This window comes from Methylobacterium sp. J-067 (genome assembly GCF_022829465.1).
Taxonomy (GTDB): domain Bacteria; phylum Pseudomonadota; class Alphaproteobacteria; order Rhizobiales; family Beijerinckiaceae; genus Methylobacterium; species Methylobacterium litchii.
In genome coordinates, this window is sequence record NZ_JAKSXZ010000110.1 from 299954 (window position 1) to 320936 (window position 20983).

The 20983-nt window shown below is 69.3% G+C and carries 21 protein-coding genes and 1 tRNA gene; 14 read left to right on the top strand and 8 right to left on the bottom strand.

Annotated elements, in window-relative coordinates:
• Positions 1-2 precede the first annotated feature (2 nt).
• Positions 3-584 (bottom strand): YqaA family protein, encoded by a 582-nt coding sequence (locus MKK52_RS16545; RefSeq protein ID WP_243955644.1) that lies wholly within the window; start codon positions 582-584, stop codon positions 3-5.
• A 129-nt stretch (positions 585-713) separates the two neighbouring features.
• Here MKK52_RS16545 and MKK52_RS16550 point away from each other — a divergent pair.
• A tRNA-Leu gene (locus MKK52_RS16550) sits at positions 714-798 on the top strand.
• Between the two features lie 9 nt (positions 799-807).
• Here MKK52_RS16550 and MKK52_RS16555 read toward each other — a convergent pair.
• Positions 808-1323: a hypothetical protein gene (locus MKK52_RS16555; protein WP_243955645.1), complete on the bottom strand. Its 516-nt coding sequence runs from the start codon at positions 1321-1323 to the stop codon at positions 808-810.
• The gene (locus MKK52_RS16560; RefSeq protein ID WP_243955646.1) at positions 1323-1661 is read right to left on the bottom strand and encodes a hypothetical protein; all 339 of its coding nucleotides are present in this window, start codon (positions 1659-1661) and stop codon (positions 1323-1325) included. The genes MKK52_RS16555 and MKK52_RS16560 overlap by 1 nt, the downstream gene beginning before the upstream one ends.
• A 1-nt stretch (position 1662) precedes the next feature.
• Between MKK52_RS16560 and MKK52_RS16565 the strand changes: the two genes are divergently transcribed.
• The 5 genes from MKK52_RS16565 (at position 1663) to MKK52_RS16585 (ending at position 6058) form a co-directional block, all read left to right on the top strand.
• Complete coding sequence (locus tag MKK52_RS16565) at positions 1663-1878, top strand: hypothetical protein (RefSeq protein ID WP_243955648.1); 216 nt, start codon at positions 1663-1665, stop codon at positions 1876-1878.
• 319 nt (positions 1879-2197) lie between these two features.
• The gene (locus tag MKK52_RS16570; protein WP_243955649.1) at positions 2198-2848 is read left to right on the top strand and encodes a metallophosphoesterase; all 651 of its coding nucleotides are present in this window, start codon (positions 2198-2200) and stop codon (positions 2846-2848) included.
• A 338-nt stretch (positions 2849-3186) separates the two neighbouring features.
• Positions 3187-4893, top strand: coding sequence for a chromosome partitioning protein ParA (locus tag MKK52_RS16575; protein ID WP_243955650.1), 1707 nt, complete (start codon positions 3187-3189; stop codon positions 4891-4893).
• The gene (locus MKK52_RS16580; protein WP_243955651.1) at positions 4890-5393 is read left to right on the top strand and encodes a hypothetical protein; all 504 of its coding nucleotides are present in this window, start codon (positions 4890-4892) and stop codon (positions 5391-5393) included. The genes MKK52_RS16575 and MKK52_RS16580 overlap by 4 nt, the downstream gene beginning before the upstream one ends.
• Positions 5394-5575: 182 nt before the next feature.
• A complete protein-coding gene (locus MKK52_RS16585; protein WP_243955652.1) occupies positions 5576-6058 on the top strand; it encodes a hypothetical protein in 483 nt (160 codons plus the stop codon).
• Between the two features lie 10 nt (positions 6059-6068).
• Here the strand turns inward: MKK52_RS16585 and MKK52_RS16590 are convergent, their stop codons facing one another.
• Entirely contained in the window at positions 6069-7211 is a 1143-nt protein-coding gene (locus tag MKK52_RS16590) for a ceramide glucosyltransferase (protein WP_243955653.1), read from the bottom strand.
• A 143-nt stretch (positions 7212-7354) separates the two neighbouring features.
• Here MKK52_RS16590 and MKK52_RS16595 point away from each other — a divergent pair, with 143 nt between their 5' ends.
• Positions 7355-8263 (top strand): histone deacetylase, encoded by a 909-nt coding sequence (locus MKK52_RS16595; RefSeq protein ID WP_243955654.1) that lies wholly within the window; start codon positions 7355-7357, stop codon positions 8261-8263.
• A 149-nt stretch (positions 8264-8412) separates the two neighbouring features.
• Entirely contained in the window at positions 8413-8580 is a 168-nt protein-coding gene (locus MKK52_RS16600; RefSeq protein WP_243955655.1) for a hypothetical protein, read from the top strand.
• Here the strand turns inward: MKK52_RS16600 and MKK52_RS16605 are convergent, their stop codons facing one another.
• Positions 8581-9030, bottom strand: a complete 450-nt coding sequence (locus MKK52_RS16605) for a hypothetical protein (RefSeq protein WP_243955657.1) — start codon at positions 9028-9030, stop codon at positions 8581-8583.
• Between the two features lie 124 nt (positions 9031-9154).
• On the opposite strand from MKK52_RS16605, the gene MKK52_RS16610 reads away from it, so the two are divergent.
• A complete protein-coding gene (locus MKK52_RS16610) occupies positions 9155-9331 on the top strand; it encodes a hypothetical protein (protein WP_243955658.1) in 177 nt (58 codons plus the stop codon).
• A 2-nt stretch (positions 9332-9333) separates the two neighbouring features.
• Here the strand turns inward: MKK52_RS16610 and MKK52_RS16615 are convergent, their stop codons facing one another.
• From MKK52_RS16615 to MKK52_RS16625, 3 genes are read right to left on the bottom strand one after another with little or no spacing between them, the layout of a single operon-like run.
• On the bottom strand, positions 9334-12621 hold the full coding sequence (locus MKK52_RS16615; RefSeq protein WP_243955660.1) for an error-prone DNA polymerase: 3288 nt from the start codon (positions 12619-12621) through the stop codon (positions 9334-9336).
• On the bottom strand, positions 12618-14096 hold the full coding sequence (locus tag MKK52_RS16620) for a DNA polymerase Y family protein (RefSeq protein ID WP_243955662.1): 1479 nt from the start codon (positions 14094-14096) through the stop codon (positions 12618-12620). Before MKK52_RS16620 ends, MKK52_RS16615 begins: the two co-directional genes overlap by 4 nt.
• Positions 14062-14826, bottom strand: a complete 765-nt coding sequence (locus MKK52_RS16625; protein ID WP_243955663.1) for an ImuA family protein — start codon at positions 14824-14826, stop codon at positions 14062-14064. Before MKK52_RS16625 ends, MKK52_RS16620 begins: the two co-directional genes overlap by 35 nt.
• Before the next feature lie 360 nt (positions 14827-15186).
• Between MKK52_RS16625 and MKK52_RS16630 the strand changes: the two genes are divergently transcribed.
• The 5 genes from MKK52_RS16630 to MKK52_RS16650 are packed head-to-tail and all read left to right on the top strand — an operon-like array spanning position 15187 to position 20982.
• Entirely contained in the window at positions 15187-15441 is a 255-nt protein-coding gene (locus tag MKK52_RS16630) for an acyl carrier protein (RefSeq protein ID WP_243955665.1), read from the top strand.
• The gene (locus MKK52_RS16635; RefSeq protein ID WP_243955667.1) at positions 15438-16601 is read left to right on the top strand and encodes an acyl-CoA dehydrogenase family protein; all 1164 of its coding nucleotides are present in this window, start codon (positions 15438-15440) and stop codon (positions 16599-16601) included. The genes MKK52_RS16630 and MKK52_RS16635 overlap by 4 nt, the downstream gene beginning before the upstream one ends.
• Positions 16601-17569: an amino acid--[acyl-carrier-protein] ligase gene (locus MKK52_RS16640; protein ID WP_243955669.1), complete on the top strand. Its 969-nt coding sequence runs from the start codon at positions 16601-16603 to the stop codon at positions 17567-17569. The genes MKK52_RS16635 and MKK52_RS16640 overlap by 1 nt, the downstream gene beginning before the upstream one ends.
• Positions 17570-17574: 5 nt before the next feature.
• Positions 17575-18543, top strand: a complete 969-nt coding sequence (locus MKK52_RS16645) for a DUF1839 family protein (RefSeq protein WP_243955671.1) — start codon at positions 17575-17577, stop codon at positions 18541-18543.
• A gap of 3 nt (positions 18544-18546) precedes the next feature.
• Positions 18547-20982 (top strand): glycosyl hydrolase 2 galactose-binding domain-containing protein, encoded by a 2436-nt coding sequence (locus MKK52_RS16650; protein WP_243955673.1) that lies wholly within the window; start codon positions 18547-18549, stop codon positions 20980-20982.
• Position 20983 lies beyond the last annotated feature (1 nt).

Sequence of the window (20983 nt, forward strand, 5' to 3'; positions counted from 1 at the left end):
CACTACAAAATCACCTTGAACAGGACGAAGCCGAGGACGATCACCGCCATGGAGATGGCGGCCACCGCGTTGAGATGCCGATCGAGCACGCCGCGGATCTGCACGCCGTAGCGGCCCAGTAGGGCGGCGAGGATGAAGAACCGCGCCCCGCGGGTGATGATCGACAGCACCGTGAACCAGAACAGGCTGTAATGGGCCAGTCCCGACGTGATGGTCACGAGCTTGTAAGGGATCGGCGTGAGGCCCTTCAGCAGGATCACCCAATGGCCGTACTCGGCATAGGAGCGCTGGAAGGCATCCGCCGAGTTCTGCAGGCCGTAGAGCTTGATGACCCATTCGCCGAGGGAATCGAACAGCAGCGCGCCGATGCCGTAGCCGACCAACCCGCCGAGGACCGAGCAGACCGTCGCGACGGTCGCGTAGAACCAGACCCGATCCGGGCGGCTCACCGCCATCGGCACCAGCATGGCATCCGGGGGCACGGGGAAGAACGAGCTTTCCGCGAACGCCACCGCGCCGAGGGCGTAGGGCGCGGAGGGCCGGTCGCTCAGGGCGAGGATCCAGGCGTAGAGCCGCCGCAGCATCAAGTCGTCCGGGGAGTGCGAGGAAAGCGGCGACCCTTCAAGCACAGCCCACCGCGTAACGCCAGAGAGGCGGAGGGCGGGAGAAAACTCTTGGCCGCACGGGGCGACCTGTGCGATGAGCGCCACCGCGCGGGTATGGCGGAATTGGTAGACGCGGGCGACTCAAAATCGCCAGCCGCAAGGCGTGGGGGTTCGATTCCCTCTACCCGCACCACAAGCCGGCTCAGTCCTCTTCGGACAGGTCGCGGAACTCGATCTGCACAGAGCTGTAGAGCCGCTTCAGCCACATCTGCGCTTCCGCGAGCTTGGCCCGGTTCAGCTCCGTTTCCTCCTCCGCGCGCCGCGCGCGGGCATCGGCCATCTGCGCCGCGAGTTCGGCCCGCTCGGCGCGCAGATGCGCGTCCCGCGCCGCCGATTCCGCGAGGCGCAGGCGGCGCTCCGTCTCTTCCAGGCGGTGCATCGTGCCGTCGAGGACAGCCTGCGAATGCTGCACGACGTCCTGCGCGAAGCGGCGTGCCTGGCGCATCCGCGAGCCGACATCGCGGATCAACTCGATGGCGGCGGGCCAGTTCGGCTCGTCCTCCATCTCGTCCGCGCGAGCCGGCTCGGGGAAGAGCTGCACCACGCCGCTTCCGTGCCCTGGGGCCAAGAGTTGGCGCAGAGTCGGGCGGTTCTCCCAATCGTTGTCGGACAAGGCGTCCCCGTCGGTGTCCGGGCGATCGTGGAGTTGGCGCGACATCAGCGCGGGGCCTCGTCGAGGACGGTGAACTCGTTGAAGATCGTCTCGTGGATCTGCTTGAGCCACGCTTCCGAGATCCGGGCGCGCTCCTCGGCCTGGGCGGCGCGCTCCTCGGCGGCGCGCACCCGCTCCATCGCGGCGACTTGCAGATCGGAGGCCTGCGCCTCCGCCGCCCGGACGCGCTCCTCCGCCATCCTCATGTCGGCGCGGGCGCGTTCCAGCAATTCCTCGACATGCGATTCCCGCTCGCGGGATTGCGCCTCGACCTCGCGGATGCGGGACGCCGTCGAACGGATGCGGTCGATGAGGACGGACCAGTCCGTATTGGGCTCGCGCATCGTGGACCTCGACAAGTCATCGTCGATGGAAGACCCGAAGGCCCTCAGGATCGTCGCAATGCTGCCCGTCGGCTGCGCGGCTGCGGGGGCGGTCACGGTCGGTGTCTCGAAGTCTTCGCTCCGTTCAAACCGCAGTTTCTTCACGGGATTGATGTTCGGAAACATGGTGGACGGTGCCCGCAGGAAGGCAAGGCTCGACGCTGAGCCTTGTCGTTAATTTTGTCTGAATTGGCCTGCGACTCAAGTCCCGCCGCCACGGAGCGGCCAAGTTTTCCCTGATTTCGAGGGCGTTTCGCCCGTTCATCCGCAATGACAGTTAATGTCCATCGGCGCGCGAGAACTTCGCTTTAGAGCCCCGCGACAATCGCTGCGGCCGGCTGCCTAGAGTTGTACAATTGGGGTTGGGCAGCCTCACCCAGCCCACGGGTGTGGAAACTGACCGTGTGCAACCTTTCCAGGGAAAACGAAAAATGTGATCAATCCGCTGCGCGAGACGGGCGAGAGCAGCCAATTCCGTCACCGCAGGCTTGGATGGGATGAACACCTACGCCATCGGCGATATTCATGGTTGCGTCGATGGCCTTCGTCTCGTCCTGGAGCGGATCGCGACGCATGCGGGCGAGGATCCGCACCGGATCGTCTTGCTCGGCGACTACGTCAACATCGGCCCGGATACGCGCAAGGTGCTCGATCTGCTGATTGACCGGCCCGCGGTCATGGCGCTGCGCGGGCACCATGACATGATGCTGCTGGCCGCCGCGCGGGGCGATGCGCGCTCCATCTGGAACTTTGATTATCATGGCGGCGGCGCGACCCTGCGCAGCTTCGGGGTCGCGAAGGCCGCCGAGATCCCGGCTCTCTACATCGACTTCCTGCGGCAGAAGCTGCTGCGCTACGTCGAGGACACCGAGCGCGTCTTCGTCCACGCCTCCATCGACCCGGCGGTCGGGAACATGGAATATCAGGACGACACGATGCTGCTCGGCGCGCGGACGCCGCTCGCCCCCGCAGCCGATCTCGGTGCGCCGTACCTCGTCCACGGGCATTTCCCGCAGGCCGATGGGCTGCCGGAGATCCTGCCGCACCGCTGCAACCTCGACACGGACGGATGCCGCACGGGCGTGTTTACCTGCGGCATCTTCGACGAGTCCCAGCCTGATCCGGTGGATATCATCCAGGTGCGTTAGCCCGGCTTACTTTTGCCGGGGATGCCGCGAAGACGATGGCTGAAGGTTGCAAATATGCAACAAGCAGAAAAACCTCTACTTTGGAGTGTTTTCACAGGCAATGCGCTCACGTGGAAATTGAGATCCGTCTGGCAAAATCCCGAATTGACTGGCGCCGGGGGCAGAAGTTAAGCGACGAGAACGGCTCGGTGGGCCGGCGCAACCTCGCGAAACGCCCCTCGGGCTGTTCACGGCGGGCGGTGCCGCTCTGGTCTTGATGCCTGTAAATCAATAGGGTCTCTCAACCGCGCGATACGAGGGGTGGCCGGGTTGTGGCTGAGCGCGGAGGAGATCGGGCAATGGCATGGATGCCGATCAAACGCCTGCTGGGGCAGGGATCGGGATCGTCGGATTCGTCGCGGAACTCGGACTCCGCGTGGCTGCCGGAACTGGAACTTGAGTCCCTGAGGCCGGAGCCGAAGCGCCAGCAGCATCCGCCGCAGCAGCGCCAGCCGCAGCAGCAGCAGCCGCGTCAGCAGCAGCCCACCCCGCCGCCGCCGCGCGAGCGCGACCCCGACGAGTATGAAGAGATGCGGCAGGCGCCGCGCGAGCAGCCGCGCCAGCAGCAGGAGGCGCCGGCGGCGCATCCCTACAGCGCGTTCGACGCCATCGGCCAGCGCAACGAGATGGTGCGCGTGCGCATCAGCCAGATGATGGAGCGGCTGGACGACCTGAAGACCCTTCAGGCGGATTTCGCGCAGATCCTCGAGCCCCTGGCCGGCGTCGCGGACGAGCTTCCGCAGGCGAAGATCAAGATCGCCGAACTCGAAGTCCTGCTCGCCCGCGAGCAGGAGCATATGCGCAACCTGCACCGCGAACTGAACGAGGTGAACGGCCGGGCCGCGTCCTCGTCCAACGAACTCGCGGCGGTCTCGACGGAGTTGCAGCGCCTCGAAACGCAGTTGCGCGAGCGCGACGCTGAGAACGAGGAGTTGCGGGTGCGCGTCCGCGACCGGACGGTCGCGGTCGAGAACATGGAGCGCCAGCTTTTCGCGGAGACCGAGCAGGTCCGCGCGCTGACCGGCGAGAACAAGTCGCTGCGCATCGAGGCGCAGGCCGCCGACCAGGCGATGACCCGCGCCGAGCGCGAGTTGAACGACCTGGGCGAGCGCCTGTCCCTGAGCGAGCAGGACGCAAGGCGCCTTCAGGCCCTGGCCGGCGAGCAGGCGGTGCGCCTGTCCGAGGCCGAGGCGCGGGTGGTCGAGCTGACCCAGCAGATCGAGGTGCTGCGCCAGCGCGCCCGCGATCTTGAAACGCAGCTGAGCACCGAGATCGCCACGCGCGAGCGGGCCGAGGGCCAGTTCGAGACCGAGATGGCGGCGATCCGCGCCGACCGCGCGAACCTCGCCATGAAGCTGGACGCGTCCCTCGGCCGGGCCGCGACGCTGGAACAGCTCCTCGCCCAGGTGCGCAGCCAGTTGCGCGAGCGGGAGGAGAACGCCCGCACCGCCGACCGGACGCTCAAGGAGCTTCAGATCGAGCGGACGACCCTCGACCGGCGCCTTGAAGGCTTGCAGGCCGAGCTTCAGCGGCAGACGGAGCGCGTCTCCGAGATCCAGCGCCTGCGGGCGGAGGCGGATAGCCGCGCCGACATGCTCACCAAGGCGCTGGCGGCCAAGGAAGCCGCCATGGATCAGTCGCAGACCCGCGTCGCCGCCCTGGCCGACCGGATGGAACAGCTGGGCCGTCGGCACGAGGCCGAGAAGGCTGAATTGCAGGCCGCCAACCGGCGTCTCGTCGAGGAGTTGCAGAACGAGCGCTCCGAGCGGGCCCTCGCGCAGGGCGCCCTCGACATCGCCCGCGAGACCCGCGCCTCGCTGCAGAAGCAGCATGAGGGTTTGAAGCGCGCCGTCCGCAACCTCCATGGGGTCGATCCGGCCACGCTGCTCGGGCTCTCGATGCCCGAGGCGCGGACCGAGCGCGCCGAGGAGAGCAATGTCACCCCGTTCGCGCCGCCGGAGCGCGAGGGACGTGACACGAAGCCCAATAACGACATGAATGCGTGAGTGAAGTCACCATGATGGAACAGGTTCGCATGCCCATCGAGGACGACGCCGATGCGGCGGCCTATGCCGCGCTCAAGGCTCATGCCGCTGCTGCCGCCGCCGCGGCCGAAGCCGTGCAGAACTTCGAGCCGGTACCGCTGCCGGGCAACGTCTCGTTCTTCCCGTCGCAGCCGCAGCCGAGCGAGGGCGGCCCCGTCCGCGACTTCAAGTCGGCCATCGACCTCATCAAGGAAGCGAGCGAGGCGATCCGCTTCTCCGAGGAGCGCGCCTCCGAGTTGGAGCAGCAGCTCCATCAGGTTTCCGGCCGCGCGGCCGAGCAGGTAAAGGCCCTCGAACTTCAGGTCGCCGCGCTGGAGCGCCGGCTGATCAAGTCCGAGGAGCGCGCCCGCGCCGCCGAGGTCCGCGCCAACGATGCAGAGACGTGGCTGTCGCGCCTGCACGACACGATCATCACCAGCTTCCGCCGCCCGCTCCACCCCGGTGAGGGCGAGTCGCACTGAGGTTCATCCGCGCGCAGGTCGTGGCGGGTCCGGCGCCGGGGGGCGCCGTGAAGGTATCCGTTCGGGCACCCTACGGTCTCTGAGCCGCGCGGTGGCCCTGTCGGAATCATGCTGAGGGGACCGGCCGTCTCGGCGCCCGGCCTCACCGTGAGCGGCGTTGCGATCTGGAACGGGGCGGAGCGATGGCTGAGGGCAACCGGGTGGTCGAGACGCGGGACAGGACGCTGGATACCGCGCCGCTCATGATGACGCCGACCATGCGTAAGGAATTGAAGGCGCTCAGCCCGATCGAGCGCGGCGGCGAGATCGCCAAATCGGGCTCCGACCTGCCAAAGCCGATCAAGCGGTTCGGCCAGGAGGAATGGGCGGCCGTCTGCGAACGCATCCAGGATGCGGCGGAGTACATCCAGGAGATCGAGGCGAGCCGGCATCAGCAGGAGATGCAGGCCCAGAAGATCTTTGCGAACATGCAGGACGAGATCGCCGCCGCCAATGCCCGCGCCCTGGCGGCCGAGCGGATGCTGCAGGACGTGCAGCACCGGGCGACCAATGTGGTGAAGACCCTCGAAGACAAGCTTCAGGCGGCCGAAGACCGCGCCCGCGAAGCCGAGGATTGGCTCAACCGCATCTCCGAGGCGGTGCGCTCTAATCTGAACTTCCCGTAGGCCGCGCGCCTCAGGCGGTCCGGATCCGCCCGGGCTTCGTCTCGATGGCCATCGCATTGCCGCGCCAGACGACGCAGCTGCGCATCCAGGCGCGTGTCCAGACGAAGGGAATGAGCAGGTCGCGGGCGATGAAAGCCGCAATCAGGGCGGGCGAGCGCAACCACCCGGCCCGGATGGCAAGGGCGTATTCGCCGGCATAAATCAGGGCGACCAGTGCGCCGAGGCCGAGGGAAGCCTCCGCCGAATGGGCGTAGAGCGCGGCCAGCAGGCAGGGGACGAGCATCCCGCTGGCGATCTCCGGGGCGAAGAACAGCGGGAACGTCACCCGGCGCAAACGCGCCCAGCGGATCTGGCGGGACCAGATCTCGGCGAAGCTCCGCTGGCCCAGGGGCTGCGAGAACGGCGCCGCGACAAGGTTCACCCGCCGTCCGGCCGCCCGCACGATCTTCGTGGCGGCGGCGTCCTCCGCGATCTCGGCGGCGAGGGCGCGTATGCCGCCGACACCATCGAGGAAGGGGCGGTGCCAGAGCATGCTCTTGCCTTGGGCGAAGCCGAGGCCCACCGCTTCGCCGGCATATTGCCAGCGCGCCTGAAGGGTGTTCAGGAAGGCGCATTCCACCAGGGCCCAGAACCCGTCCGGCCGGGCGCCGATGGGGGTCGCGCAGACGAGGCCGGTGTTCGGCCGCCACGCGGCCTGAAGGGTCTGAAGGTAGTCGGGCGGCATCATCACGTTGGAATCGGCCAGCACGATCCAATCGTGCTCGGCCGCGTCCCAGCCGCGCACGCAATTGTTGAGCTTGGGATTGTCGCTAACCCGCTCCTCGCCGACGATGATCCGCGAGCGGATCCGCGGATGCCGGGCCATCAGCCGCCGCACCAGGGGCAGGACGGGATCGCCTGCGTCGGCGACGCAGAAAATCAGTTCGTAGTCGCGGTAGGCGAGGCGGAAGCCGCTCTCCAGCGTCTCTTCGCTGAACCGCTCCAGCCCGCAGACCGGGCGGATCAGGGACACCGCCGCACCGTCGGGGAAGGTCGAGCGGGGCATGTGACGCCTGAGGCGGAAGCCGGCCAGGGCGAGGCTCACGAGGTTCACCAGAGCCATCGCGAGGCAGGCCGTTAGCGCAAGAAAGACGCCGTCCAGCGCGCTGATCATGCGGGAAAGCCGTCGGGCGCCGAGCCGGGCGCGTCGTGGGAGCGCACCTGCGCCCGTGGCGTCCGGCTAACAGCCGCAGCATATCAGTTGTGTGACGCGGTGCAGCTCCCTCCGGCGTCCCCCTACGGCACGTTGCGAGAGGCATGCGACCCCCCATCTGCTTCCATCGGGCCTACGAAGCCCCGCTTCCGGAAGGCCACCGGTTTCCCATGCGCAAATATGGGCTCCTCGCGGAGGCGCTGAAGGCGCGCGGGCTCGTGCCCGATGGGTTCGTCGAGCCCGAACCGGCGAGTGCGGCCATGCTCGAACGGGCGCACGACCCGGCCTATGTCGCGTCCATCCTCGCCTGCGACGTGCCGAAAGCCATCGAGCGGGAGATCGGTCTGCCGGTGAGCGAGGCGCTGGTCCGCCGCTCGCGGGCAAGTGTCGGCGGCACGGTGCTGGCGGGCCGGCTGGCGCTCCAGCATGGGTTCGCGGGGAGCGCGGCCGGTGGAAGTCACCATGCCCGGCGGGCGCAGGGGGCGGGCTTCTGCGTCCTGAACGACGTGGCCGTGGCGGCGCTCACCCTGCGGGAGGAGGGCCTGATCGGCCGGGCGATGGTGGTCGATCTCGACGTCCACCAGGGCGACGGCACCGCCGATTGCCTGAGCCGCGAGCCCGACCTTTTCACCCTGTCGATCCATTGCGAGCGGAACTACCCGTCGCAGAAGATCCCGGGCGATCTGGATATCGGCCTGCCCGATGGGCTGGACGATGCCGCGTATCTCGCTGTGCTGGACGCACGCCTGCCGCCGCTGCTTGATGCGTTTCAACCGGACATCGTCTTCTACAATGCCGGGGTGGACCCGCACCGGGACGACAGACTCGGCCGACTGAACCTGTCGAACGAGGGATTGCGGGAACGCGACTGCTTCGTGGTCCGGGCGGCCCGGGTGAGGGGTATCCCCATCGTGGGGGTGATCGGCGGCGGCTACTCGACCGATGTCGAGGCCCTGGCCGGACGGCACGCCATGGTCTTCGAAGCGCTGGCGGCCGAGGCGGAACTGGGCTGAGGCTTCCCGGCCACGTCGCTTGTGCAATGCGGTGAAATCGTTTCGTCGTAAGGTTTTGAGAAGGTGCGGACCCGAGGATCACGGTAACGACGCCCGGTGCCGATGGACGGCCCGGGTGCGATCAACCGGGGCGCCGTCGAGGTTCGACCATGTTCGCGCGGAGCTGGGAAGCGATCAAGGCGACACTCGCGGTCGCGGCGCTGATCGCGGCCGCCCTGATCTCGGCGGACAAGCTCGACCGACAGAAAGCGTCGCCCGCGCGGGACGCCGCCCTGGTCGAGCCCATCGTGACGGGGGCGATCCCGCCCGCGCGCTGATCAGCCCGGCGGGATGCGGCCGACCGAGCAGAGGGTCCGCATGGTGCTGCTCGTCGGGTCGGCGTAGCAGCTCGCGGACCAGCCGTTCTGCTGGATGAAGGATTTGCGCCCGTCCGAGACGGCGGTGCGGTAGGCCTTCGCGATGATCGGCTCCACCGTCGAGGCCGATTCCCCGGTCAGGATTTCGGACGCCGTCGAGAGTTCGCGGAAGAACGTGGCCGAGGGCTGCGGCTCGGCCGAGATCGCCTGAACGATGGGCTCGGCCCGGCAGGTCACGTCGAACCGGTTCGGCCCCGGCAGGCGGATGTCGATGCTCGGGCCGGAGCGCTTGCCGACCTTGCCGCCGATCGCGCCCGCGATCTGTCGGGTGAGGTCGTCGCACTCGTCGGCATGGGCCGCGAGAGGCGCCAGGGCGAGGCAGGCGGCGAGGAGGATGGGCAGGCGCGGCATGAGGTGTTGGTCCCTTCGATCTGGCGCATTAAACAGGGGCTGTCGGTGGCTCGCGGCAGCCGCCAGGCCCTTGAAACGATGGGGTTCTTTTGCCAAATCACCCCTCCCGCCACAGGAGTGATATATGGCCGAGCAGACTACCGAACAGACGTATTATGGGCTCACCCTCGCGCAGCACCGCGAGCGCATCAAGAAGCTGGGGGCCGAGAAAGGTCTCAAGGGCGAGCATCTCGAGCGGATCACCGCGAAGGCCCTCGCAATGCTCCCGACGATCCGCTTGGACGAGTCGGCCCAGCGTTGATGTCAATGGAAGTCGCGGCTGCGATAGGGTTGCCTGTGTGTCGGCGCCCCGAAATCGGTGGTCTCCGCCGGTAGAGCCAGCCCGGCTTCCCGCAGGTCCCGCAGGGACTCAGTGAGGTCGCGAAACCCCTCGGCGACGAGGTGGACCACCTCTCCGGCCCGCTGGACCCGACCCCGAACCGCCAGGAACCGCCCTTGCATGGCGATCCGACGGTTCGCCTCGAACACCTTCTTCCACACGATGATGTTGGCGATGCCGGTCTCGTCCTCGATGGTCAGGAAGACTACGCCCTTGGCCGTGCCCGGCCGCTGACGCACCAGCACGATTCCCGCCACCATCGCCCGCGTTCCCTGGGGCAGGGCGGGGTCGAGATGGGCGCGGGCGGTCATGGCGCCGATCCGCCCCAGACGCTCCCGGAAGAACGCCACCGGATGGCCGCGCAGGGACAGGCTGGTCGTAGCGTAGTCGTCGGCGACGGTCTCCGAGGGGGCCATCGCCGGCAGGTCCGCCGCCGGCTCGTGCCGGAACAGGCCGTCATCGGCGTGCCACGCGAAGAGCGGCAGCGGCGCGTCCAGCAATTCGGCCCGGCGCCCATTCTCCGCATGGGCCGCCGAGGCACGGCGCGACAGCCCTTCCAGGGCCCGCACCGCCCAGAGCGCATCCCGTCGCGAGAGGCCGAGCGCCCGGAACGCATCCGCCTCCGCCAGCCGTTCCAGCACGTTGCGCGGCAGGGCGAGGGAAGCTTGCAACCCTTCGATGCTGGCATAGCCGTTGGCCCGCAGCCGCACGAGGCGGCGCATCGCGCCCTCCGGCAGGCCGCTCACCAAACGCAGCCCGAGGCGGACGGCGTGCAGGCGCGGCGTCTCGGAGGGTTCGAGGGTGCAATCCCACTCGCTGGCATTCACGCAGACATGGCGCACCTCGACGCCGTGGGCGCGGGCGTCGCGGACGAGCTGGGCCGGCTGGTAGAAGCCCATTGGCTGCGCGTTGAGGATCGATGCCAGGAACACATCCGGGTGTGCGCATTTCATCCAGGCCGACGCGTAGACGAGGAGCGCGAAGCTCGCCGCGTGGCTCTCGGGGAAGCCGTAGGTGGAGAAGCCGCGGATCTGCGCGAAGCAGCGTTCCGCGAAGGCCTGCGGGTAGCCGCGCCGGGTCATCCCGCCCACGAACTTCTCCGCGAACCCGCCGATGGAGCCGACATGGCGGAACGTCGCCATGGCCCGGCGCAGGCCATCGGCCTCGGCCGGGGAGAAGCCCGCCGCCGTGATGGCGATCTGCATGGCGTGCTCCTGGAAGAGCGGAACGCCGTAGGTCTTCTTCAGCACCTCCTCCAATTCGTTCGCCGGCCCGTGATCCGGGTGTGGGGCCGGGTACACCACCGGCTCCTGCCCGCAACGGCGCTTCAGGTAGGGGTGGACCATGTCCCCCTGGATGGGGCCGGGGCGGACGATGGCGACCTGCACTACGAGGTCGTAGAACTCCTTCGGTTTCAGCCGTGGCAACATCGACATCTGCGCCCGGCTCTCGACCTGGAACACACCGACGGAATCGGCCTTCGACAGCATCGCGTAGGTGGCCGGATCCTCCGAGGGCAGGTCGGCGAGCGTCGGGTAGTCGATGCCGTGGTCGCGCTTCAGGAAGTCGAGCCCGCGCTTGAGGCAGGTGAGCATCCCCAAAGCCAGCACGTCGACCTTCATCAGGCCGAGGACGTCGATGTCGTCCTTGTCCCACTCGATGAAGGTCCGGTCGGGCATCGCGGCGTTGCCCACGGGCACGGTCTCGTCCAGACGCCCGCGCGTAAGGACGAACCCACCGACATGCTGCGACAGGTGCCGAGGGAAGCCGATCAGTTGCAGGGCGAGGTTCAGGGCCTGCCGCAGGGCCGGGTTGGCGGGGTCCAGCCCGGCCTGCATGACATGGGCGTCGGGCAGGTCCTTGCCCCACGATCCCCAGACCGTATCCGCGACGGAGGCGGCCACGTCTTCCGACAGGCCGAGCACCTTGGCGACCTCGCGGATCGCCATGCGCGGGCGGTAATGGATCACCGTCGAGCATAGGGCCGCCCGCTCGCGGCCGTAGCGCTCGTAGAGGTGCTGGATCACCTCCTCCCGCCGCTCGTGCTCGAAATCGACGTCGATGTCCGGCGGCTCGCCCCTGTTCTCTGAGATGAAGCGTGCGAAAAGTAGCCAGTGCTTCGACGGATCGACGGCGGTGATGCCGAGGCAGAAGCACACGGCGGAATTGGCCGCCGAGCCGCGCCCCTGGCACAGGATGCCCTTGTCGCGGGCGAAATCCACGATCTGGCTGATCGTTAGGAAGTAATGGGCGAATTTTTGCTTGGCGATGAAGGCGAGTTCCGTCGCCAGGGTCTTTTCGACCGTCTCGGGGATGCCGTCCGGATAGCGCCAGTAGCGGGCGCGGTGCCACGTCTTCTCCGCCAGATACTCCTGGGCCTCCCGGCCGGGGGGCACGGGCTCATCCGGATATTCGTAGTGGAGTTGCGACAATTCGAAATCGCAATGGGCGGCGATCTCGGCGGTGCGCGTCAGGGCCTCGGGATGGTCGCGGAACAGCCGTGCCATCTCGGCTTCGGGCTTCAGATGCCGCTCGGCATTGGCTTCCAGGCGATAGCCGGCCGCATCGAGGGTGCAGCCCTCGCGGATGCAGGTGAGCACGTCCTGCAACGGGCGCCTGTCCGGGTGGTGGTAGAGGGCGTCGGCCACGGCCACCATCGGCGTGCCCGTCCGGCGGCCGATCTCGTCGAGGAGCCGCAGGCGCAGGCGCTCGTCCCCCCGGCGACGATGGCTGGCGCCGAGCCAGACCCGGCCCCTCGCGGCGGCGGCCAGGGCTTCGAGGCGGGCGAGGAACCCGGCGTGCGGTTCCGGCCGGCGCCCCGTCGGCAGGGCGATGAACACCTGGCCCTCGGCGGCCTCCAGCATCTCGGTGAAGGAGAAGCGGCACTCGCCCTTGCGGACGCGGCGGTTGCCGGCGGTGAGCAGGCGGCAGAGGCGCCCCCAAGCCTCCCGGTCCATTGGGTAGGTCAGGGCCTCGAACCCGTCCTCCGTCACGAGGCGTACCCCCGGCAGGAAGCGGATCGGCGTACCGTCCTGCGTCATCTGCAGGGCGGCCGAATGCGCCCGCACCAGACCGGCGACGGTGTTGCGGTCGGCGATGCCGATCCCCGCGAGCCCGTAAGCTGCCGCCTGGACCACGTATTCCTGCGGGTGCGAGGCGCCGCGCAGGAACGAGAAATTGGTGGTGGCACCGAGTTCGACATAGCCGCTCACGGAAACATCCCATGGACGAACCACGCGGCCGGGCGTTCCTGCCCGTGCGGCCCATCTCGGTAGAGCCACAAGCGGCGACCGGCCTCGCACTCGATGCGGTAATAGTCGCGCGGCTCGGCCTGCTCGCGCCACCATTCGGGGGCGATGCGCTCGGGCCCCTCGGCGCGGGCGACCCGGTATTCCCGCGCCCGCCAGCGGAAGCGGTGGGGCGGCCCGTCCGGCGCCGTGGCGAAGACGTCCTGTGCGGCTTCGCTGCGGGCGAAGAGCACGAGGGGCCGCGCCGGGAGGATGGCCGGATAGGGCAGGGGCGGGGCGACCCACGAGACGATGCCTTCGGCCCGTTCGGGGACGTGGCTCTCGCGCGGCGCGAGGCGCTGAAGCCGCCGGCCGATGCGCTGTGCGATGGTGTCGGCGAGGTTGGCCACACGCTCCCCTGCACCCGATCCGCCGAGGCTGGCCTGTTTCTCGGCCATCGGCTCGGCGGAGGTGACGGCGAGGTCCGCCGTCTCGAACCCGAACCCGGCATCGAGGCCCGCGCCGAGCCGTTCGAGCCGCAGCGCGATCAGGCCGGCGATGCGCTCCGGGCTGCGCTCTGGCCGCGACAGGCCGATCTCCAGGGTCCGAACCGCCCCATCGACCCGGTGCAGAGAGAGCCGCAGGGCGCAGGCGCCGAGCCCGGCTCGTTCGAGCCGGGGGGCGATCTCCTCCATGAGGGCGCGCGCGGCGGCGATCACGTCCGATTGCCGCCCGATGGGATCGAGGAAACCGCGCGCGGCCGAGAAGGAGCGGGCTTCGTCCAGGGGTGCCAGGGGCTCGGCCCGGCGGCCATAGGCCTGGTCGAGCCGCAGCAACGGCGCCAGCCCGAAGCGCCGGGCGAGGCCGGAGCGGGGCAGGGCCTCCACGTCCGCGATCCGGCGCAGGCCGAGCCGCCGCAACCCGGCGGCGACTTCGGGATCGAGGCGAAGGGCCTCGACGGGGAGGGGGGCGAGGTGCGCCCCGTGCTCGCCCGGCGGAACCAGGGCCGGCGAGGTCCGGCCGCTCCGTGCCAGGGCGAAGGCGGCGCCCATCGTGTCGGCCAGCGCGATCCGCGCCGGGATCCGCGACCGGGCAAGGCGCCCGGCGAGATCGTCGAGAAGCGCTGCCTCACCGCCATGGAGATGGGACGCGCCCGCGATGTCGATGGCGAGCCCGTGGCACCCCTCGGCCGGGCCGAAGGGCGCGACGATGGGGGCGTAGCGCATCGCCCAGCGGCAGAGGCGGTGCAGGGCATCCCGCTCCGCCTCCGGTTCGGCCGGGTGGACGCGCAGGGGCACGCCGATCCGCGCGCGGACCCGGCCCAGCAACTCCCCGACCGCCAACCCGAGGGCGCGGGCCTGCTCGTCGAGGGCGACGAGGCGCAGGCCCCCGGACCCGATGGCGGCGACCGCGTGCGGGCCTTCCTCAGGGGCGAGCCCGGCCCGCTGCAGCCGCGTCATCGGCCAGTCGCTCAGGCAGATGCAAACGATTCGCGGCACTGTCCCACTCCACCAGCCAGGATCCGCCGCGTCCGTTGCGGCACCGTTCGAGGCGCACCCGCCAGCGCGGAGCGTGAAGGCCGCCGAAGCGGTCGGACCCGGCCGGGGCGGCGGCGACGCGCCAGCGGGTGGCCGCCCCGTTGGGCAGGCCCGGCCCCGCCTGACGCAGGACGAGGAGGAGGGGCGGCTCGCCCGTCTCGGCGGCGAGTTGCAGGCGCCGCCCGGCCTTGAGCGGCATCCCCTCGCCCACGAGCCCGATCAGCGCGGACAGGCAATTCGCGTGGAGCGCCGCCTCCAGGGCGCGGAACACTTCCCCGTCGCCCCCCGCTTCCAGCAGCAGCAGGCGCCCCGGATTGAGGCCGAGCGAGGCGAGCCCGTGCCCATAGGGGAGAGGGTGCCCCGAAGACGCGATCATCGCCTCTCCCTGCGCCTCCGCGAGGCGGCGGGCACAGAGGGCCAGGGCGAAGGCCAGGGCGGCGATGGCGTCGATGGGTTCGGCGGGTACGATCTCGTGAGGCGGCCCTAGGGACAGCCCACCGGAGGGGAGATGAGCGTCGATCACCGGATGCCCGAGGGGCATCACGGCGACGGCGCGGGAGGTCTCGGCGGAAAGCTCCGCGCGCAGCCGGGCCAAGCGGTCCGTTGGACTCGCCGGCTTCGGGGGGCTCGTCGGCGCCTGTGCCATCGTCATCGGGTCCGGTCATGTTTCGAGATAGGAACATAACAGGAACAAACTCAACCCGATCCTTGGCCATTCCAGAATCTGACGCCCTGCCAGCGGCTTGGCCTGTGGACTGGTGTGGATGGCTGTGGATGCCCCCCGGGGTATGGAAATTCCACAACCCTAAGGATGAGAATCTCTCATCTCAGCGGCATTCCGGAACGATTCATTCGTGATCGTCTGCGAATGTGTGTCCGGAAGAGCAGTCTATTTCGGAATCAAAGCTTAACGCATTTGCGTTAACAAGCTCAAATTTACGATAGATCACCGTTAGCTTTGACAAGGCGCCAGCGCGGCGTATGAGTACAACCTCCAATAGAGGACAGCGCAATGGTTTCCGATGAAGTCGTCCGGGACATCCTTCGGCAGAACGAAGCCATGTCCGGGATCGTAGACAGCTTGGGCGAAGACGAAGACCTGTTCGAGAAAGGTCTCGACTCCTTCGGTTCTGTTCAGCTGATGCTGGCCCTGGAGGAACGCTTCGAGGTCGAGTTCCCGGACACGCTTCTGAACCGCCGTTCCTTCTCGACCATCCGCATCATCCGCGAGACGGTCGGCAAGCTCTCCATGGGAGCCGCCGCGTGAACGACCTCACTCGCCGGGCGAAGCGCGTCGCAGAGGTCGCCGCGCTGCACGCCGATGCGGTCGACCGCGAGGGCCGCTTCCCCGCCGAGGCCGTGGCCGCGCTGAAGGCCGAGCGCCTGCTCGGGCTTCAGGTGCCGAGCCAGTATGGCGGCGAAGGCGCCGGCCTCGCGCAGATCGCGGAGGTGTGCTGCACCCTGGGCCAGGCGTGCAGCGCCTCGGCGATGGTGTTCGCCATGCACCACATCAAGCTCGCGAGCCTCGTCACCCACGGGCTCACCAGCGATTGGCATTGCGGCCTGATGGCCAAGGTGGCCAACGAGCAACTGCTCATCGCCTCCTCGACCACCGAGGCCGGCATCGGCGGTGACTTGCGCAACAGCCTGTGCGCCGTCGAGGCCGAGGGCGACCTGTTCAACCTCGGCAAGGACGCCAGCGTCATCTCCTACGGGGCGCAGGCCGACGTCGTCCTCGTCACCGCCCGGCGCAACCCGGAGGCCCCGACCTCCGATCAGGTCCTCGTCGCCCTGATGCGCGACCAGATGAGCCTGAACCGGACCTCGACCTGGGACACGCTCGGGATGCGCGGCACTTGCAGCGAGGGCTTCCGCCTGGAAGCCAAGGGCGTGCCCACTGTCCAGATCATGCCGAAGCCCTTCGCCGAGATCGCGGCGCAGTCGATGCTCGCCTCCTCCCACCTCCTCTGGAGCGCGGTGTGGTTCGGCATCGCGAGCTACGCGGTGGACCGGGCGCGCAGCTTCGTCCAGGGCGAGGCCCGCCGCCGCCCCGGCACGGTGCCCCCCAGCGCCATGCGCCTCGCCGAGGCCGCCAGCGCCCTGCAATCGATGAAGGCCACCGTCCTCTCCGGCCTGCGTAAATACGAGGGCGCCCAGCACGAACCGGACGAGCTCAGCTCCATCGGGTTCGCGGTGAGCCTCAACAACGTCAAGACGACCGCCTCCTCCATGGCCGTCGACATCGTGCAGCGCTCGCTCGGGATCGTCGGGATCTCCGGCTACCGCAACGACACGCCGTTCAGCCTCGGCCGCCCGCTGCGCGACGTGATGTCCGCGCCGCTGATGATCGCCAACGACCGCATCCTCTCCAACACCGCCAACCTCCTGCTCGTGCAGAAGGGCGGCGGCCAGCTCCTGAGCGCCTGATGGACAGCCTGCCCGCCCTCGACATCGACACCTCCACCGAGGTGCCGCAGGATTCCACCACCGTGGAATCCCCGACCTTCCTCGACCGGCTGTTCGATGCCGGCCTCCTCGTTCGCACCGGTGTGGACGGCCTCTACGGCCGCAGCGGCGCGTTCGAATCCGTCGTCGAGGCCCTGGACCGTCTCGTCTCCCGCCTCGGCGCGGAGGACGGCGCCGAGGTGATGCGCTTCCCGCCGGGCATGAGCCGGGCGACCTTCGAGCGCAGCGGCTACCTGAAGGGCTTCCCGCACCTCGCCGGCACCGTGCACAGCTTCTGCGGCAACGAGGCGGACCATGCCCGCCTGCTGGCCTGCGTCGAGGCCGGCAAGGACTGGACCGACAAGCAAGCCGCGACCGACATCGTGCTGACGCCGGCCGCCTGCTACCCGCTCTACCCGACGGCCGCCGCCCGTGGCCCGCTGCCGGAAGGCGGCCTGCTGTTCGACCTTCAATCCTACTGCTTCCGGCACGAGCCCTCGCTGGAGCCGACCCGGATGCAGCTGTTCCGCATGCGCGAATACGTGCGCATGGGCAGCCCGGACGAGGTGCTGGCCTTCCGCGAGCAATGGCTCGACCGGGGCACCAAGATGATGGCCGGCCTCGGCCTGCCGCTGGCGGTGGACCTCGCCAACGATCCGTTCTTCGGCCGCGCCGGCAAGATGCTCGCCAACAACCAGCGCAACCAGAACCTGAAGTTCGAGCTGAACGTACCGGTCAACAGCGTCGAGAAGCCGACCGCCTGCCTCAGCTTCAACTATCACCAGGACCATTTCGGCACGACCTGGGGCCTCACCCAGGCCGATGGCAGCGTCGCGCACACGGCCTGCGTCGGGTTCGGGCTGGAGCGGATCACCCTCGCGCTGCTGCGCCACCACGGGCTCGACCTCGCCCGCTGGCCGGCGGATGTCCGCGCGACGCTCTGGGGCTGAGCGACGTGTCCGTCAGCCTTGCCATCCGTGAAGACCGGACGGAGGCGCCCGCTCATGCGGCGCATCCGCTTCACGTGCAGGACCGGGCCTGGCCCGAGACCAACTGCTACGTGGATCTCTGGATCGAGCTTCTGCACCATCGCGGGCTCGCCCCGGAGGCGATGCTGGGCTTCACGGTGAAGCAGGATTTCGAGGGCGACCAGTTCACCTTCTTCAAGCCGTCCATGGCCGAGATCGAGGCGCTGTACGGCCTGCGCCTCGATGAGCTCGCGGTCTACGATGGCCTGGAGCGGCACGCCCTCATCCAGGCCGCGCGCGGCAGTGTCGTGATGGTGGAGGTGGACGCGATCTTCCTGCCCGACACGGCGGGCACGACCTACGGCCGCGAGCACTCCAAGACCACGATCGGCATCCTCGCCATCGACAAGGCGGGCCGCCGGCTCGACTACCTTCACAACGCCGGCCGCTTCACGCTCTCCGGTGCCGATTACGACGGCATCTTCGCCGAGACGACGTTGCCGCCCTATGCCGAGTTCGTGAGGCAAGTGGCCGATCCGGTGCCGGCGGCGCGCCTGCCGCACGTCGCCCTCGACCTGCTGCGGACGAACCTGCGGGGCGCCCCCCGGCGCAACCCGGTGAGGGCCTTCGCGGGCGCCCTCGCGGAGACCGGCGACGGGCTGGTCGTGCGTCCGCTTTCGGTGTTCCACAAATACGCGTTCAACACGACGCGCCAGCTCGGCGCCAACTTCGAGATGCTGGGCAGCCACCTCGGGTGGCTGACGGCTTCCGGCGCGGGCGATTTCACCGCCGCCGCCGAGAGTGCCACCCGCCTCGGGAGCGAGGCCAAGGCGTTCCAGTTCCAACTGGCCCGCGCCTTCGCCAAACGCAGCGCCGCCGGCCTGCCCCAGCGCCTCGACAAGGCCGCCGAGACCTACGACGAGGTCTTCGCCGGCCTGCGCAACACCCTGGCCTGAGCCGTGACCCGGATCCATGCCATCGATGGGGCGCTCTCGCGTGCCGTCGAAGGCCCGTGGCGGCTGCTCGTCACCGAAGCCGGCGCCTGCACCGGGCCGGGCGACCTCGATGGACGGGACGGCTGGATCCCGGCCCCCGTGCCCGGCACCGCCGCGCTGGCCCTGCGCGAGGCCGGCCAATGGTTCGAGGCCGAGCCAGCACCGCTCCACGATAAGGACATCTGGTACCGCGCGCCGATCTCCGGATCGGGCAGCGAGCGCTTGCGCTTCGATGGTCTGGCGACGAACGCCGAGATCTGGCTCGACGGCGTGCTGCTCCTCGCGACGGACTCGATGTTCCGCCCCTACACCGTCGAAGCGGATCTGACTGCGCGGAGCGAACTCACCCTCTGCTTCCGCTCGCTCGCCGCCTCCCTCGCCAAGCCGCAGAAGCGGGGCCGCTGGCGGCCTCGCCTCGCGACGCCGGGCTCCCTGCGGAACGCGCGCACGAGCCTGCTGGGTTTCATGCCCGGCTGGTCCCCGGTGATCGACCATGTCGGCCCCTTCCGGCCGGTGCTCCGCGAGCCCACCGGCACGCCGACGGCCGAGCTGCGCGCCAGCCTCGACAAGACCACCGGCTACCTCGTGGCGCGCTTCACTCTGCGCGGCGGTGAGGGCAGGGCCGTGCTCCGCTGCGACGGCCGCGAAGCTGCCCTCACAGAGGAGTCGCCCGGCCTCTACGTCGGCGAACTCCTCCTGCCGGGCGTCGCGCCGTGGTGGCCGCACACCCATGGCGAGCCGCGCCTGCATCCGGTTGAGGCCGAGATCGGCGGGCGCCGCTTCGACCTCGGCCGCGTAGGTTTCCGTGCGATCACCATGACGCGCCCGTTCGAGGACGGCTTGAGCCTCGCCATCAACGGCGAGGGGGTCTTCTGCCGGGGCGCCATCTGGACGCCCGCCGACCTCGTGGGCCTTTCCGGCGACCGGGACACCCTGCGCCCGCTCCTCGACCTCGCCCGCGAGGCCGGGGTGAACATGCTGCGCGTGCCCGGCATCACCCTCTACGAGGCGGACGCCTTCCACGACCTCTGCGACGAACTCGGCATCCTGGTCTGGCAGGACCAGATGCTCGCCAATTTCGATTACCCGCACGGCGATCCCGCCTTCCGCGACAGTCTCGCGGCCGAGACCGCGGCGTTCCTCGACCGCACCCAGACCTCCCCCTCGCTCTGCGTGATCTGCGGCGGCAGCGAGGTCTGGCAGCAGGCTTCGATGCTCGGGCTCCCCCGCGAGACATGGTCGGGCGGCTTCCCCGCCGAGACCCTGCCCGGCCTCGTCGCCGACATGCGGCCCGACCTGATCGTGGTGCCGAACTCCCCCTCCGGCGGCGATCTGCCGTTCTCGGTGAGCGCGGGCGTCGCGCATTACTTCGGCGTCGGCGCCTATCTGCGCCCGTTCGAGGATGCCCGCCGGGCCGAAGTGGGCTTCGCCAGCGAATGCCTCGCCTTCGCCAACGTGCCGGAGCCCGAGAGCCTGCGCCGCGCGGGCCTCACCGACCCGAACGATCCGCGGTGGGCGGCCGGCGTCCCCCGCGACCGGGGCGCGTACTGGGATTTCGAGACGGTGCGCGACCATTACGTCGCCACCCTCTACGGCGCCGACCCGGCGCGGCTGCGCCATGACGATCCCGAGCGCTACCTCGCCCTCGGCCGCGCGGCGGTGGCCGAGTGCCTGGAGGCGACCTTCGCCGAATGGCGCCGCACTCAATCCCGCACGATGGGCGGGCTCGTTCTCTCCTGGCGAGACCTCGCCCCCGGCGCCGGCTGGGGTGTGATCGCGCAGGACGGGCTGCCGAAATCGGCGTGGTACGCCCTGAAGCGCGCCTTCCGGCCGGTTCAGGTGATGCTCTCCGACGAGGGTCTGAACGGGCTGCATGTCCACGCCCTCAACGAGACGACCCTTCCCGTCGAGGCCGTGCTCCGCATTGCCTTCCTCGATGCCGCCGGTAAGGCGGTGGTGAAGGCCGAGCGTGCCGTGACGCTGGCCCCGCGCGGGGCCATCACCCTCACCTCCGCCGAGATGCTCGGGCGATTTTTCGACGCGACCTGCGCCTATCGCTTCGGCCCGGCGCAGCACCGCATCGCCCACGCCATCCTGCTCGACAGCCAGGGCGACCTGATCGCCGACGCCTTCCATTTTCCCGCCGGCCGGGACGTGGCGCCCGAGGCGACGGGCCTTGCGGCCGAATGCACCAAGGGTCCGGAAGGCTGGAGCCTGCATCTCTCGACCGCGCGCCCCGCGCTCGGCGTGCAGATCGACCTCGAAGGACACGGGCGACCCGCCGAGAACGGGTTTCACCTCATGCCGGGCCTGCGGCGCAGGATCCCATTCATCGGCCTCGCCGGCCACCCTTTGGGCACCGTGCGCGCCCTCAACGACGACGCTGTGGTGAGGATCTGAC

Excerpts from the sequence above, each read along its gene's own strand:
- MKK52_RS16545 (WP_243955644.1), bottom strand. The coding sequence starts at position 584 with ATGCTGCGGCGGCTCTACGCCTGGATCCTCGCCCTGAGCGACCGGCCC.
- MKK52_RS16555 (WP_243955645.1), bottom strand. The coding sequence starts at position 1,323 with ATGTCGCGCCAACTCCACGATCGCCCGGACACCGACGGGGACGCCTTG.
- MKK52_RS16560 (WP_243955646.1), bottom strand. The coding sequence starts at position 1,661 with ATGCGCGAGCCCAATACGGACTGGTCCGTCCTCATCGACCGCATCCGT.
- MKK52_RS16570 (WP_243955649.1), top strand. The coding sequence starts at position 2,198 with ATGAACACCTACGCCATCGGCGATATTCATGGTTGCGTCGATGGCCTT.
- MKK52_RS16575 (WP_243955650.1), top strand. The coding sequence starts at position 3,187 with ATGGCATGGATGCCGATCAAACGCCTGCTGGGGCAGGGATCGGGATCG.
- MKK52_RS16585 (WP_243955652.1), top strand. The coding sequence starts at position 5,576 with ATGGCTGAGGGCAACCGGGTGGTCGAGACGCGGGACAGGACGCTGGAT.
- MKK52_RS16590 (WP_243955653.1), bottom strand. The coding sequence starts at position 7,211 with ATGATCAGCGCGCTGGACGGCGTCTTTCTTGCGCTAACGGCCTGCCTC.
- MKK52_RS16595 (WP_243955654.1), top strand. The coding sequence starts at position 7,355 with ATGCGACCCCCCATCTGCTTCCATCGGGCCTACGAAGCCCCGCTTCCG.
- MKK52_RS16600 (WP_243955655.1), top strand. The coding sequence starts at position 8,413 with ATGTTCGCGCGGAGCTGGGAAGCGATCAAGGCGACACTCGCGGTCGCG.
- MKK52_RS16605 (WP_243955657.1), bottom strand. The coding sequence starts at position 9,030 with ATGCCGCGCCTGCCCATCCTCCTCGCCGCCTGCCTCGCCCTGGCGCCT.
- MKK52_RS16610 (WP_243955658.1), top strand. The coding sequence starts at position 9,155 with ATGGCCGAGCAGACTACCGAACAGACGTATTATGGGCTCACCCTCGCG.
- MKK52_RS16620 (WP_243955662.1), bottom strand. The coding sequence starts at position 14,096 with ATGACGCGGCTGCAGCGGGCCGGGCTCGCCCCTGAGGAAGGCCCGCAC.
- MKK52_RS16625 (WP_243955663.1), bottom strand. The coding sequence starts at position 14,826 with ATGACGATGGCACAGGCGCCGACGAGCCCCCCGAAGCCGGCGAGTCCA.
- MKK52_RS16630 (WP_243955665.1), top strand. The coding sequence starts at position 15,187 with ATGGTTTCCGATGAAGTCGTCCGGGACATCCTTCGGCAGAACGAAGCC.
- MKK52_RS16640 (WP_243955669.1), top strand. The coding sequence starts at position 16,601 with ATGGACAGCCTGCCCGCCCTCGACATCGACACCTCCACCGAGGTGCCG.